The following is a 14224-nucleotide window of genomic DNA, read 5'->3' on the forward strand; positions in this document are numbered from 1 at the left end:
CGGAATAAGCCACGTCAAAGGCTGCCATTTCATGGAGCCATTCCTGCACAAATTACATTCACTGTGGATATGTAAATTGAGACATATAGGAACGGCCTAATTTTAACTGATCTCGCACGCCATAAAACCGCACGAAACCAGAGCCGTCGCCCACATGTCCCTTCATCAAACTAACAATGTCAAAGAACCAAATTCTGCCCGGATTTCCGTGACTTCTTCTAAGTGGCTAACCCTGTTTCCAGGTGCCGTAGAAGAGCGCCGCGTTGTCCGGAGGGCGCCGTCTATGCCCGTGATCGATTCGTGTCAACGACTAAAATCCAACTTTTTTCGTTCAGCCAATATTTGCTGGAAAACAGTCGGTGACACGATCTGATATTAGTCCACGAATGCCCGTTCGATCACATAGTGACCCGGCTTTGCATTCGACCCTTCGGCAAAACCATCCCGGTCGAAGCGCGCTGCAAGGTCGCGGATCATTGCCATGCTGCCGCACATCATGATCCGGTCTGTCTCAGGATCGAACCGATGCTGGCCCCCTACCCCTTCGAACAACAGGCCGCTTTCGATATGCGCGTCTATCCGCCCGGTCGTACGGAAAGGCTCCCGCGTCACGGTCGGCAAATAGCTTAGCTGCACCAGCGCCTGATCCTGCACCAACACGTCGTTGGCCAGAAGCGACTCTAGTTCCTCCCGAAATGCCAGATCCCTGACCTGCCGAACGCAATGCACCACCACGATCTGCCCGAACCGCTCGTAGATATCCGGATCGCGAATGATGCTGAGAAACGGCGCAAGGCCAGTACCAGTGGACAGCAGGAACAGCCGGCTACCCGGCAACAATGCGTCGGCCACCAGCGTACCTGTCGGCTTGCGACCGAGAAAGAGCTCGTCCCCCTCCCGAATTTCGGCAAGCCGTGACGTCAAAGGCCCGTCCGGTACCTTGATCGACAGGAATTCCAGTTCTTCCGCATAAGCGGGACTCGCGATCGAATACGCCCGAAGCAAAGGCTTGCCCTCCGCCGGCAACCCCAGCATGACGAACTCGCCCGACCGGAACCGGAAGCTAGGCGGGCGAGTGATCGAGAAGCTGAAAAGGTGGTCATTCCAATGACGTACGCTAGTGACTGTTTCGACCGTGAGGTTGGATGAAGGAGCGATAAGGGAAGGCATGGTGGAGCGGTTACTCATGTTCGCATAACGAGAAAGAAGGAGGCTAAAAATGCATGTTCGGCTCAGCCCCTACAAGAAAAGGGGGGGGAAGTGGAAGCCACTGAAGCAAATTAGGCGCCCGCTGCCTCCAATTTCATCGTTCGGAGACGCTCAAATACTCAGGATCGCGCGCCCTCCTCCGGATTTGCGCCAGGTGGCATCCAAAGCACAACCAAAGTGGGAACAGAGCCAAAAATGGCTTCGCGCTCAATCGCAAGTCACACTTGTGGATAGCGAATGCGGGCTCGGCTATAATCTCGTGCGAACTCCCATCACTGACAGCTGGACCTGCGTGCTGGCCATTCCCCCAGGGCTGCGGTAGGCTATCGTTTTGATGTTTTAGGAAATTTATGAACGGCTATGTGCTTCTGGAAACCCCCGATGGCGAACCTATTGCTGTAAATGCAGATCGTGTGAATTTTGTTCGCCGCTTCAAAGGCGGAAATGATGCGAGCGCCGTGAATTTTGAAAAGGGCAATTATGTTGTCGTGTCGGGAGATATTCAGCACATAGTAGACCTTCTGGCCAAGGGCTGAGTGTCTTTTAGGTCTGCAGGTGGTAGCGCTTCCTATTCACGGTATATCACGCTCACCCCCAGATCAGCCGGCGGTCACGCGGCCAAAGCCAAAAAATGCTTTGCGGTGTGTCGGCAGGTGACTGCTTTTTTGCTACAATCCGCGCAAGTCATTCTATGGGATTGGTGGGGGCAAGGTTGACTTAGGGAGGAGGCGATGGCGCGCTTATCGAAGCCGCCCTCCTACCAGATTGCTTTCTGCCCCGCTTCACCCCAACGGTTGCAAGTACATCCGCCTTCCCGGCGCGCAGTGTTGCAGTCTCGTGAGTCGGAATAGCGACTGACATCACCATCGCGTTGGAGGGCTTTTGCCGCAGCGGTGATCGGGGCGTTCAAGACTTCCGAAGGGACGTTCCTTGGACCTGACCCTTACACGTTCTCAGGCTATCCGTTTCCCACGAAAAAGGACTCATTTCCCTCAACCAGAGACGAAACGATTCATTGCGCTTTCGTGCTCCTGCCAGTCGACGCCGCGTGCTGAGAGCCAGTCATCGTCATAATAGGTGCACCCGTACCGGTCACCGCCATCGCATAATATCGTGACGATCGAACCATGCTCGCCCTGGGTAGACATTTCTTCGATCAATTGCGTACAGGCGACGAGGTTCGTGCCGGTCGATCCCCCTACTTTCCTGCCAAGGCGCCGGGACAATGCGCGCATCGCACCGATACTGTGCGCGTCCTCGACTGCGATCATGCGATCGATCACCGCCGGGATGAAGCTGGGTTCGACACGTGGCCGTCCGATACCCTCGATACGGCTGGCGCATCCTTCCGGCAGCGCGACGGCGGTGCGATCGGCGAAATGGCGGTGGAATATCGAGTGGACCGGATCGGCCACGCACAGCCGGGTGGCATGGCGCTGATAGGCGATATAGCGGCCGATGGTCGCGGACGTTCCGCCAGTGCCCGCACCACAGACCACCCAGGTCGGCACGGGGTCTTCCTCCGCCGACATCTGCGCGAAGATGCTCTCCGCAATATTATTGTTGCCGCGCCAGTCGGTCGCGCGCTCGGCATAGGTGAACTGGTCGAGATAATGCCCGCCCGTCTCGCGGGCGAGACGATGCGCGACATCGTACACCGTTCGCGGATCATCCACGGCATGAATTTCGCCGCCGTGGAAACGGATCGCATCGAGCTTCGGCGCGGCGGTGGTTGTCGGCACGACCGCGATGAAACGTAGGCCCAACATCCGGGCGAAATAGGCTTCGCTGACGGCAGTCGATCCCGAGGATGCCTCGATTACGCAGGTATCGGGTCCGATCCACGCGTTGCACAGCGCATATAGGAAGAGCGAACGCGCCAGCCGATGCTTCAGGCTGCCGGTCGGATGGCTGCTCTCGTCCTTCAGATACAGCTTGATCTGCGGATAACGTGGCAGATCAAGCCGGATGAGATGGGTATCCGCCGAGCGGTTATAGTCCGCCTCGATCCGGCGAATGGCTTCCGCGCGCCAAGAGCGCGCCACCGCATAGCTGCGATCAGCAGTCATCGAAGGTCAACTCCATCAGATATTCATCCACATACTCGCCGCCGATCTTCAAGGCTCGACGTTCAAGTCCGTACTCGCGGAAACCACATTCCCGGTAGAGCCGGACGGCGGAGGTGGACGGGGTCGCGACGGCCAGCTGCAATGCCTCCATCGAGGGTCGGGCTTCACGGATAACGTGTTGGACCAAGGCGCGACCGATGCCTTTCGTCCGCCAGTCGGGCGCGACGAACAGGCCAAACAACACGCCCTTGTGAAGAAGTTTCACGCCAGCCCGCGCGAACAGTCCCACCGTTCCGACCAAGTCCCCGGTGCCGTTCCAAGCCCCGGAGATCGCATTCCGTCCGATCGCATCGACAAATTCGCTGACGTCCTTCGCCTGCTCCTCCTCAAAGAGACCTCCGAACGACGATGGCGACAGGCGCAGCGCATCCAGCCGAAGATGGCGATAGATCAGGGCATCCGCCGCCTCCAATCTTCGGTACACGATGGCTTCGCGCGGAGTGTCTATCATAACGGGGTGCCGATTGCATCGTCCGTCAGTCCGTGCCGGATCAGCATCGCCTGCGGGTCCGCGTCACGCCCGCGAAACGCCCGGAAGCTCTCTGCCGCCGGGCGGCTGGCGCCGCGCGACAATACTTCGTCCCGGAACTTCGCCGCCGTCGGCCGGTCGACCAGCCCCGCCTCTACGAAGCGCTGGAAGCCGTCTGCGGCCAGCACCTCCGCCCAAAGATAGCTATAATAGCCCGAGGCATAGCCGCCCGCGAAAATATGGGTGAAAGCGTGCGGGAAGCGATGCCATGCGGGCGGATGCACCACGGCCACCTCGTCGCGCACCGCCTCGATCACCTCCATTGGATCGTGGCCCATCGCCCCGAGGTGCAGCAGCAGATCGAACAGCGCGAGTTCCACCTGTCGCACGATGAACATGCCTGACAGAAACTCACGGGCAGCCAACAACTTGTCGAAAAGGGCGTCCGGCAGTGGCGCGCCGGTCTCGTAATGGCCGGACATGCCGCGCAGCACATCCCGATCCCAGGCAAAGTCCTCCATCAACTGGCTGGGCAGTTCGATGGCATCCCACTCGAAGCCATTGGTGCCCGCGATGCCGGGGCGATCGACCCGCGTGAACAGGTGATGCAGGCAATGGCCTGTCTCGTGCAGGAATGTCACCACTTCCCTGTGACTCAACAGCGAAGGATTGCCATCGGTCTTGGGCGCGAAGTTGCAGACCAGATAGGCGACGGGCACGCGCCGTACATTGCCGTCGTTCAGACGTGGGCGTGCCTGGGCCATCCATGCGCCGCTCCGCTTGCCGGGGCGGGAGTGGAGATCGACATAGACACCTGCGAAAATCTCGCCGGTCTCGTCCGTCACATCATAATAGCAAGCATCAGGATGATAGACGGCCACGTCTGTACGCGCCACCAAATGAATACCGAACAGGCGGTCGAGCAATTGCTGCCACCCTGTAATGACGCGCTCGACCGGGAAATATTTGCGTATTTCCTGCTCATCGACGGCATAGCGCGCCTTGCGCAGCCGCTCGGAAACGAAGGTCATATCCCACGGCTGCAGATCGTCGATGCCGAGATGTTCGGCGGCATAGGCCTCCAGAGAGGCGAATTCCTGCTCGGCCGCCGGCTTCGCACGGCCACCCAAATCACGCAGGAACGTCAGCACGTCCTGCCCACCCGGCGCCATCTTGGTGGCCAGCGACCACGCCACCGGATCGCTGAAGCCAAGCGATTCGGCGGCCTCGCGACGCAAGGCCAGGATGGAGGCGATCCGCCCGCTATTGTCAAACTGGCCTGCGTGCGGCCCCTGATCGGACGCTCGGGTTCCGGACGCCGTGTACACGCGCTCCCGCAGTGCCCGATCCTCGGCGAAGGTCAGAATTGCGTTCACGCTCGGCATTTGCAGCGTCACGACCCAACCGTTCAAGCCACGCGCGCTGGCGGCCTCAGCGAACATCGCCTTGTCGGACTCGGAAATGCCGGCAAGCAGAGCGGCATCCTCGACATGTTCGAACCAGGCATCGGTCGCATCGAGAACGGCATTGCCGAATGCGGTGGTCAGGCTGGACAACTCCACCGTGATCGCCGCAAAGCGCGCGCGCGCCTCGGCGGCCAGCGCCACGCCTGACAGCCTGAAGTCCCGAAGCATATGCTCCACGGCCACCCGATCGGCATCTGGAAGCGTGGCAAAGTCCTGCGTCGTGGTCAGCGCAACCAGCACTTCGTACAGTGCCTCATTCTGCATCATCCGCAGATGATTCTCGACCAGTCGTGCTTGCCCGGCCACGAAGGCGGCGCGCAGTTCGGGTGTGTCGGCCACGCCGTGGAGATGTGACACCGCCGACCAGACGCCTGAGATTGCGGTATCCGCTCGCTCCAACGGCATCCATGCCTCGGCGAAGCTAAGGGGCCTGGTCTCCACCAGTGTCCGCACGACTGCCTGATGATCGGCAATCACCTGATCGAGCGCAGACTCGATCTGATCGGGCCGAATTTCGGCGAAGCGCGGCAATTCCAATGTCTTCAGCAACGGGTTCATCGTCATCCAGTCCATATTGGGCGCTGCATCCGCACAGCGCGTCAGGCCACATTCTCGCGGGTTGAGGCGGCCAGCGGCGCCTGCTCGGAAAGATCGATGACCTTCCACCCGACAGTCCGGTAAAAGTCGCCGAGTTTCCCGAACTGTTCAAGCCGTTCCCGAAATCCACGTGCCAGTTCAGGATCGTCGGCATCGAGTAAGGCCAGCACCCGGTCCAGACCTTCCAGCTCGGCCATGCGCCCATCGACCTCGGCCTGCTCCCGGATCTTGAAGACGCGGCTTTCATCTGCGTCCGTCCAGCCCATGACATCCATCATCTGCTGAATCTCCAGACGACCGCAAGCGCCCAGCGTATCGTGCAGAACAGTGCGCATCGTCGCGGGCCATGCTGCCGCTTCCACGATCAGGCCCGCCAATCGCGCCATTGCATCATCGGTGATGGTGTCGCTGGTTGCGACAGCGGCCAGACGCGCTGATTTCCATTCCTTGCGGTCGGGCGTCTCACCGGCGATCGCGCGCTGGTGCAAGGCGAGGACGGAGCATCGGCAGATCTCCAGTTCAACGTGCCGCGCCGTGAGCGTGGCGACATCCGGCCGCTCGAGAAGATAGGCAAGCACCTGCGGCACGACCCGGGAAAGGTCCGCCCCGACCGGCGTGCGCTCCAGCAAGGCGCCAACAAAATCCTGGGCAGCCGGCACGGCCCTGAAGGCGTTGACGATCATTTCCAATGCCGTCGTGAATGCGATGGGGTAACCATATTGATCGGCAAAAGCCTGCTTGTCGTCGGCTTCGACGAGCGCACCGATGACATTGGCTTTGCCGTCCTCCCATGCAGGAAAGATGACGAATGTCCCGGCAGCGACGTGGCTGCGCAAGCGTGCCAGCGCCTGCGCCTTGATCGCAGGATCACCCAGAAAAGCGATGTCGGTCATCATGCGGCTCCGACATTGGCTTCGACGAAGGCGTCGAGCCGACTGCGCGAGATCGTGCCAAAGGTACGCGCCTGTTCTGCACCGTCCTTGACCATCATCAGCAGCGGAATGCCGCGCACGCCGAACCGCGTCGCGAGCGCCGGATTGGCTTCGATGTCGACCTTTACGACCTCCATCTCTTCGGCATATTCCTCCGCCAGTTCATCCAGCGTCGGTGCCAACGCCTTGCATGGCCCGCACCATGGCGCCCAGAAGTCGACCAGCACCGGCTTGTCGTTCTTCATGACGATGTCGTCGAAATCCTGTTCGGTTGCATTACGCATAATCGTTATCCTTTGGGGGGGAAGGAGAGTTCGGGAAAATCAACGGGCCTGTCCGCCGACCATCATCCGGTCGATACGCAGGGTTGGCTGGCCGACGCTGACGCTAAGCGTCTGTCCCTGCTTACCGCAGGTTGCCATGCCGGTGTCGAAGGCCAGGTCGTTACCGACCATCGAGATATGGCGCAGCGCTTCATGGCCGACACCAACCAGTGTCGCACCACGCACGGGTGCTATGAGCTTGCCCTTTTCGACGAGCCAGGCTTCGATCGTGGTGAAGTTGAAGCGCCCGGTGACGATATCGACCTGCCCACCGTCGAATTCGGTCGCGTAGATGCCGCGATCGATCGAAGCGATGATGTCGGCCGGGTCGGCCTGACCGTTTGCCAGAAAGGTGTTGGTCATGCGCGGCATCGGCAGATGGGCATAGGATTGGCGACGACCGTTGCCGGTCGACCGCGCATTCATCAACCCGGCGTTGAGGCGATCCTGCATCAGGCCGGTCAGCACGCCGTCTTCGACCAGAATGGTGCGATCCGGCGCTGCGCCTTCATCATCGATCCCCAGCGAGCCCAGCCGCCCTGCGATCCCGCCATCGTCGATCACCGTGACGCCGGGCGCGGCGATCCGCTCCCCCACCTTGCCGTCGAAGGCGGAGAGATGCTTGCGATGATGGTCGCCTTCCAGCCCATGCCCGACTGCTTCGTGGAACAGCACGCCGGGATAGCCCGGCCCCAGCACCACCGGCATTTCGCCGACGGGTGCGGGGATCGCGTCGAGATTCTGGAGCGCCATGCGCACGGCGGCAGCGACCATCGTTTCGACCGATGCTGCGTCGAAACCGCTCAGTCCCGCCCGTCGCCCCAACCCTGCCTGACCGCGTGCACGCCTCCCGTCCGCTTCGGCGACGACCATGACCGCCAATATGGTCATAGGCCGAACATCGCCGGCCAGCAGTCCATCAGCATTGGCGACCAGGACAGTGGTGTCCTGCGCGCGGACGTTCGCGTCGATGCGCACGATCCGCGGATCATGAGCGTGCGCGATCTGATCGATCCGCTCCAGCAGGGCGATCCAGGCCGTCGCATCTTCCACCGCGACTGCGTCGATAACGGGGTAGAGGTTGTGGCGATCTGCATGACGGTTGAGCGCAATGCCTTGCGGATGCGCCGCCCGGTCGCCATCCCGCGCCAGAGCGCGAACCGCACGGACCGTATCCTGCAGCGCGCCTTCGCGCATGTCGGCAGAATGGGCAAAGCTCACATGGCCGCCATGCGCAGCCCGTGCGCCGACGCCCTGTCGCATGGAAAAGGCGCCATTGGTGACGCGGCCACCTTCCAGCCGCCAGGTGCGCAGGCTTGTCGTCTCGAAGAACAGATCGGCCAGATCCGCGCCGCCGCCAGCCAGATGGCCCAAGGCCCGGCTGATCGCGGCCTCGTCCAGTCCGGCCGGGTCGAGCAATCGCGCGCGCGCGCGCTCCAACGCAAGGTCGCCACCGTTTATGCCGTGCCTCCCACTTGCATATCGTCGATCAGGATGGACCCGGTACGGATCGCCCCCTGACGCTCGACATCGCGGCCCACCGCGCGGATGCCGGTCAGCATCGCGGGCATATTGCTGGCCAGCGTCACGTCGGTGACGGCGTGGACGACGCGGCCATCCTCGACCCATAAGCCCTTGATCGCCTGCGTCCAGTTGCCACTGGCCGGGTCGGTTTTGCCGCCCTGAAATTCGGTCACGACGAGGCCGGTGCCAAGCTGCTCCAGCATGTCCTGCCAGTCCCCGCTCGGCGCCGAGCTGGTCAGGCGGAGATTGTAGAAGCCATCGGCATTGCCGGTCGATGCCATGCCCAGCTTGCGCGAGGAGAAGGTCGAGAGAAACAGGCCTTCGACGACACCCTGGCGCAGGATCGTGCGCGCCGATCCTGCAATGCCCTCGCTGTCGAATCCGCCGCTGGCCAATCCTAACGGTTCGAAGGGGTCTTCGCTGAGGTCGAGATGCGGCGCCGCGACGCTGCGGCCAATCGGATTGGGGAGGAAGCTCATTTTGCGATACTGGGCATGTCCAGTCAGTGCGCCGGCGAGTTCGCCGACCAATGTCGATGCCGTGTGCGGATCGAACAGCACGGCACATCGCCGGCTCCCGATGGTGCGCCCACCCAGCGCCTGACGCGCCCGGTTGGCGGCGCTTTGGACAAGAAGGGCGGGGGACAGCAGCGCATCGACCCGACGCTCCTTCGACTGGCAGAAGGCCGATGTGCTGCCGCTCTCGTCCTGCGCCAGCATCACCGCCCAGCGTGTATCGTTGGAGCGCTGAACGCTGCGGCAGAAGCCATCGCTGGTTGCCAGCGCCCAAAGGCCTTCGATTGCAACCGCGACGGATTCGCCTGCCCGCAGCCGACTGTCCGAGGCCACACTCTCGCGCGCAACCCGATCCATCGCCTGCGCCGCATCCAGCAGTACATCGGGATTCCGTGGGCTATCGGCATACAGCTCGGGCGCAGGGCCGGAAAATGCGAGCCAGTCCGCCGGCGGCAGGTCGGCGTCCGCGTCGGGCTGGACATGGCCTGCGATCAGCATCGCCTCTTCGACCACCCGCTCGATCGCCGCGCGGTCGAACCCGGCGGTCGACGCGGATCCCTGTCGGCCCTCGTGGAAAATCGTGATGCCCAGTCCCTGACTACCGCTACGCTCGGCTGTCTCGACTTCGCCATTGCGCACCGCGAGCTTGCCGACACCTTCATGATGGACCGACGCGCGCGCCTTGGCGCCGCGCCGGACGGCAAGGTCCACCGCCAGCGCGGCGGCATCGCGCAGGTCCGCCTCATTCTGCGTCAGCAGTTCGCTCATGCTTTCGTCTCGATCATTGCTGTGGTGGCCTGCCGATCCTGCAGAAGCAGGCGATGGGTGTGATAAGCGGCCAGCATTTCGTTATGGACGACGCTCACGATCGTGGTGTCAGGCATTGCCCCGCGCACGGCTTCATAGAAATGTGCGGCATTGTCGGCGTCGAGCGCGCTGGTCGCTTCGTCCAGCACGAGCAGCGTCGGGCGCTGCAGCAGGATACGCGCGAGCGCAACGCGCTGCTGCTCACCGGGCGACAGCTCGTCCTGCCACATGCGGACCTGATGAATGTCGTCGACATGCGCGCTCAGCCGGACCTTTTTGAGCAGCGCCGCGATCACTTCATCGTCATGATCTTCGGCACGATCAGGGAAGCAGACTGCATTTTTCAGGGAGCCAAGCGGCAGGTAGAGGCGCTGTGGCACCAGCATGGCGACGCCGTGCCCCGTCATCGCGACCGATCCTGCTCCGTCGGGCCAAAGTCCGGCGATCGCGCGGAGCAAAGTGGTCTTGCCTGCCCCGGATGGGCCCTCGATCACCCATCGCTCGCCGTCGCGCACCGCCCACTCGCCAAGCGCGAGCAGCGGCTCCCCATTGGGGCGACGCAGCTCCAGATTTTTGACATGGATCGAGATGCCTTCGCCCGCTTCACCAGGGTGAAAGGCAATCCCGCGCGGTCGTTCATTATCGATCGAATCGTCGAGTGCCTTGAGACGATTGATGTTGGCGATCTGCGCCGCAAGGCCGGGATAGACCTGGACGAAATAGGATAGGGACGAGCTGAACTGTGTAAACGCATCGCGTGACGCCAAGACCTGACCAAAACTGATCTGACCGGCAAAGAACTTTGGCACCGTCAGGAACAAGGGGATAACGGTCATGACCCGATCGTAGACGCTGCTTCCCGCGCTCAAGCCGATATTTGCCCACATCAGCCGATACCAATTCTGCCGGATACTGGCGAAGGACACCTTCAGTCCGTCGCGCTCCATCTCCTGCGTACGCGAAAAAGCGATCTGCTCACCATTTCTGCGAACATGAATAAGATTGCTTCGAAAGTCAGCCTCATAGTGCTGCTCACGCATCCGGCGGCGGATATAGGGCTTGCCGATCCAGGTGATGAGTACCGATCCCAAAAGAACATACAAGATCGAAAACCAGATGAGATCGCCGCCCGGAAGCGAAATCTGATAGCCTGCGATCGGTATTACCAACGGCCCTGATGTCTGGAGAAGAATGTAGCCAAAGCTGACCGCGCTGACCAAACTGCCGATCAGGCCGATCGCTATCCCAACCAGTGAATTACCCTGTGTGACCAGCGTGAAGGCCTTGATGTCTTCTGCAATCCGCTGATCGGGATTGTCGATCATGCGGAGGCGTTCGATTTCGTAAAACCGGTCGCGGGCAAACCACCGGTCCATATACCAGTTGGTCAACCAGTTTCGCCACCGGATAGACAGCGTCCAGCTCACCAGATTGTTGGCAATCATGACGGCAACCTGAAGCGCGGCAATCATTAGGAAGGAGAAGATAAGCGTCACGAACAGGCTGGATTGCCGTTGTTCGATCGAGTCGAAGAACTCACGCTGCCACCGGTTCGATAAGATGAAGGTATAGATCGCACCAAAGGAAATGGCGGCATACAGTGTCAGAAGAAACCATGCCCATTTCCAATCCTCAGACACGAAATAGCGTGTGCTCAGCCGCCAAGCGTGCGCGATGCGTTCGCGGGCGGGTTGGGTCGGCTGGAGACCCGCCTCGCGGCGGGTCTCCTCAACATTGGCGGGTGATGGCATCATGTTCTGGGCAATCTATCAGAACAGACGTTTAGTGATAGTCAGCCGCACGTTGCGCGGCTCGTCGACCGGGACGTAGCTAAAGGCGCTGGTGGTGTTGTAGTTGCGCCGGTCGAATATGTTGCGGATACCCAGATTGACGTCGAAACCGCCGATCGACACGAAGCCGTTGACGTCGATCTGCCGCGCAGCCGGCACCACATACTTCCCCAAGACATCGGCGTAGGAGCTGGATCGCCCATAAAGCCCTGCGGACATGCCGCCGGTCACGCCATCGGCAATCTTGGTGCGGTAGTGCGAATAGATGCTGTACGTATCCCGCGGCTGACGCGCGACGGTGGTTTGCGTGGGCGTCGTGGTCAGCAGCGCATATTTGGTCCGGGTGTAGGAGCCGGTCACCGTCCATCCGGGCAGCAACTGGCCTGCGATGTTAAGATCGATGCCGCGGCCACGCTGGCCCGGCCCCGACGTAAACCCATCTATTGGGTTGAAGACTATGATGTTGTCTTGCTGGATGTCGAAATAGGATGCGTTGATCGTCGCTCGCTTGCCGAACAGGTCGAGCTTGACGCCTGCTTCCTTGTTGGTGGTGATGATGTTGGGCAGGAAATTTCTATTGAGATCGAGGGTGAAGGTCGCCTGTTCGCCTCGCGCATAATTGGCGAAGACCGAAAGATCTTTGGTGACATCGATAATGATGCCGCCACTGGGCGCGATACCGTCCTTCTTTTGCACCGGTTGCGGCGTGGCACCGGGGAAGAAGAAAAGCGTGTTGGTCTCGAACCAGTTCTTGCGTACGCCGCCGAGCAGCTTGATTTTCCAGAATTCGATTAGTGCCTGCCCGTAAACAGCCTCCTGCTTGCCCTCGGTACGCACTTGCACCGCGCCCAGGGGTGAGAAGGGGCGCACGGTAAGGCTGGTGTTCGCCCCCAACGGCGGGTTGAGGATGGTGGTGAAGCCCGTTCCGCTGCGTTGATCGGTGGAGCCCTTGCTATAGTTGTAGCCGACATTGAAGCTCATTTTCACAGCATCGCCCAGGTGCGTCTTGACGCGGAGGAAGCTGTCGAGCGCGTCGGACTTGCCCTTCTGCTGCGATCCGCCGACGCCTAGCGTGAGAATGCCAGCCCGGTTGTAGCCGACCTGGTAGACTTGGAGTGTCAGTTCGTTTTCATCGTGCATGCCACGCACCACAAGATCGATGCCGGGCATAATCTGACGTGTCGCATCGAAATAGAAGCGGTCGGTGTTGACCCGGATCCCTTGATCGGGGGAGTAGATCGGGACCGATGGATCGCGCTCGATGAGCTGGAAGGTCTTGTTGTCGAACAGTGTGTAAGCGCCAATGCCCGCGTTCGCCTTCGAAAGGCTGGCGCCGATCACGATGTCGGTCAGCCGATCCTTGAACCGGAGCGACGGCGCGAAGAGATAATCCTTGGTCCCTTTGTAGCCACCGTAATTGTGATCCATCGTCTGCGCACTGGCGATGACGCGGCCCGACAGCTTTTTGTCAGCGGTGATCGCGTTATTCGCATCGATCACGCCACGCACCAGCCCGAAGGAACCAGTGTCGAACGAAACGGCCAACCGCTGTTCGGCACTGGGCTTTTTCGTCACGACATTGATGTTACCACCAAGGTTGCCAAAGCCGGACAGCAACGCATCGGGGCCTTTCAGCACCTCGACCCGCTCGATGTTTGCGACCGGCTGATTGGCACCGGATTGCACGCCATATTGCGACCCGCCCGCCAGGCCGTTTACCAGCCCGGCCGCGCTGAAGCCGCGCACCGTATAGCTGGCCCCGGTGTTGGGGTTGTTCGACTGTACCGAGACGCCACCGGCATTGCGCAGGATATCCGCGATGTCGAGCGCCTGCTGTTCCTCGATCATCTTGGAGGAAATGACCTGTGTGTTGCGCGGCTGATCCCGCAGGCCCGTACCATTGCGGTCGGATGTCGACGCCTGCCGGACAAGCACGCTGGTCTCCGCCTCGTCGCGTCGCGCGGTGACGACGATATCGCTGACGATGTCGAATTTGCCGTCGGAGGATCGGTCGATCGCGAGGTTCGTGCCCTTGATCGCTTCTTGAAGCGCTTCCTGCGCGGACCCCGCCCGACGAACTGCGTGGGACATCAGCGTTTTGACCGCGTCGGGATCGAAGGTGACAGTAACGCCGGACTGCGCGCCGATTTCCTGAAGCGCCTTGGCCATGGGCATGGCGGGTACGGTTATGTCGGCGGTGCGCGCAGTCTGTGCTAACACGGGCGATGGCGCAATTGCGGTCAGGATACCGATCGTGCCAAGGCTGGCGGCGCCCAACAGGCAACGTGCGTTTACAGTCATACCAAGCATAAAAATCCCCTCCTCCTGGCCACGCGCCATCCCACGTGCAGCAACGGCCGCACGTTCGATCGAACGAAACCCTGTGACTAAACGGATGCGCCTTGCGGCGCGAAAATACGGTTGCGCTCCAAAAGAGCGCTACAACCGCGACCGTCCTCCTGC

Annotated in this window: 11 protein-coding genes; 1 reads left to right on the plus strand and 10 read right to left on the minus strand. The window is 61.0% G+C overall.

Features of this window, described 5'->3' with window-relative positions; all coding sequences use genetic code 11:
• Nucleotides 1-375: 375 nt before the first annotated feature.
• Nucleotides 376-1188, minus strand: coding sequence for a ferredoxin--NADP reductase (locus QMG56_RS19125; RefSeq protein ID WP_281824135.1), 813 nt, complete (start codon nucleotides 1186-1188; stop codon nucleotides 376-378).
• A 371-nt stretch (nucleotides 1189-1559) separates the two neighbouring features.
• Here QMG56_RS19125 and QMG56_RS19130 point away from each other — a divergent pair, with 371 nt between their 5' ends.
• Nucleotides 1560-1745 carry a hypothetical protein gene (locus tag QMG56_RS19130; protein ID WP_230187774.1) on the plus strand — a complete coding sequence of 62 codons (186 nt, stop codon included), beginning with the start codon at nucleotides 1560-1562 and terminating at the stop codon, nucleotides 1743-1745.
• A 456-nt stretch (nucleotides 1746-2201) separates the two neighbouring features.
• Here QMG56_RS19130 and QMG56_RS19135 read toward each other — a convergent pair whose 3' ends face one another.
• From QMG56_RS19135 to QMG56_RS19175, 9 genes are read right to left on the minus strand one after another with little or no spacing between them, the layout of a single operon-like run.
• Nucleotides 2202-3278, minus strand: coding sequence for a PLP-dependent cysteine synthase family protein (locus QMG56_RS19135; protein WP_281824137.1), 1077 nt, complete (start codon nucleotides 3276-3278; stop codon nucleotides 2202-2204).
• Nucleotides 3268-3750: a GNAT family N-acetyltransferase gene (locus QMG56_RS19140; protein ID WP_281824138.1), complete on the minus strand. Its 483-nt coding sequence runs from the start codon at nucleotides 3748-3750 to the stop codon at nucleotides 3268-3270. Before QMG56_RS19140 ends, QMG56_RS19135 begins: the two co-directional genes overlap by 11 nt.
• A gap of 35 nt (nucleotides 3751-3785) precedes the next feature.
• Nucleotides 3786-5837: a M3 family metallopeptidase gene (locus tag QMG56_RS19145; RefSeq protein ID WP_281824221.1), complete on the minus strand. Its 2052-nt coding sequence runs from the start codon at nucleotides 5835-5837 to the stop codon at nucleotides 3786-3788.
• A 35-nt stretch (nucleotides 5838-5872) separates the two neighbouring features.
• Entirely contained in the window at nucleotides 5873-6766 is an 894-nt protein-coding gene (locus QMG56_RS19150) for a hypothetical protein (protein ID WP_281824140.1), read from the minus strand.
• Nucleotides 6763-7086: a thioredoxin gene (trxA, locus tag QMG56_RS19155; protein ID WP_281824142.1), complete on the minus strand. Its 324-nt coding sequence runs from the start codon at nucleotides 7084-7086 to the stop codon at nucleotides 6763-6765. Before trxA ends, QMG56_RS19150 begins: the two co-directional genes overlap by 4 nt.
• A gap of 39 nt (nucleotides 7087-7125) precedes the next feature.
• Nucleotides 7126-8565, minus strand: coding sequence for a TldD/PmbA family protein (locus QMG56_RS19160; protein ID WP_281824144.1), 1440 nt, complete (start codon nucleotides 8563-8565; stop codon nucleotides 7126-7128).
• Between the two features lie 17 nt (nucleotides 8566-8582).
• Complete coding sequence (locus QMG56_RS19165) at nucleotides 8583-9932, minus strand: TldD/PmbA family protein (protein ID WP_281824146.1); 1350 nt, start codon at nucleotides 9930-9932, stop codon at nucleotides 8583-8585.
• The gene (locus QMG56_RS19170; RefSeq protein ID WP_281824148.1) at nucleotides 9929-11725 is read right to left on the minus strand and encodes an ABC transporter ATP-binding protein/permease; all 1797 of its coding nucleotides are present in this window, start codon (nucleotides 11723-11725) and stop codon (nucleotides 9929-9931) included. The genes QMG56_RS19165 and QMG56_RS19170 overlap by 4 nt, the downstream gene beginning before the upstream one ends.
• A 15-nt stretch (nucleotides 11726-11740) precedes the next feature.
• Entirely contained in the window at nucleotides 11741-14071 is a 2331-nt protein-coding gene (locus QMG56_RS19175; protein WP_281824150.1) for a TonB-dependent siderophore receptor, read from the minus strand.
• Nucleotides 14072-14224: the final 153 nt, after the last annotated feature.

This window comes from Sphingobium sp. BS19 (assembly GCF_027925545.1).
GTDB lineage: Bacteria > Pseudomonadota > Alphaproteobacteria > Sphingomonadales > Sphingomonadaceae > Sphingobium.

Bases quoted from the DNA above. Each gene is read 5' to 3' on its own strand.
- QMG56_RS19130 (WP_230187774.1), top strand. From the start codon at position 1,560: ATGAACGGCTATGTGCTTCTGGAAACCCCCGATGGCGAACCTATTGCT.
- QMG56_RS19175 (WP_281824150.1), bottom strand. From the start codon at position 14,071: ATGCTTGGTATGACTGTAAACGCACGTTGCCTGTTGGGCGCCGCCAGC.
- QMG56_RS19145 (WP_281824221.1), bottom strand. From the start codon at position 5,837: ATGACGATGAACCCGTTGCTGAAGACATTGGAATTGCCGCGCTTCGCC.
- QMG56_RS19165 (WP_281824146.1), bottom strand. From the start codon at position 9,932: ATGAGCGAACTGCTGACGCAGAATGAGGCGGACCTGCGCGATGCCGCC.
- QMG56_RS19135 (WP_281824137.1), bottom strand. From the start codon at position 3,278: ATGACTGCTGATCGCAGCTATGCGGTGGCGCGCTCTTGGCGCGCGGAA.
- QMG56_RS19150 (WP_281824140.1), bottom strand. From the start codon at position 6,766: ATGATGACCGACATCGCTTTTCTGGGTGATCCTGCGATCAAGGCGCAG.
- QMG56_RS19125 (WP_281824135.1), bottom strand. From the start codon at position 1,188: ATGAGTAACCGCTCCACCATGCCTTCCCTTATCGCTCCTTCATCCAAC.
- trxA (WP_281824142.1), bottom strand. From the start codon at position 7,086: ATGCGTAATGCAACCGAACAGGATTTCGACGACATCGTCATGAAGAAC.
- QMG56_RS19170 (WP_281824148.1), bottom strand. From the start codon at position 11,725: ATGATGCCATCACCCGCCAATGTTGAGGAGACCCGCCGCGAGGCGGGT.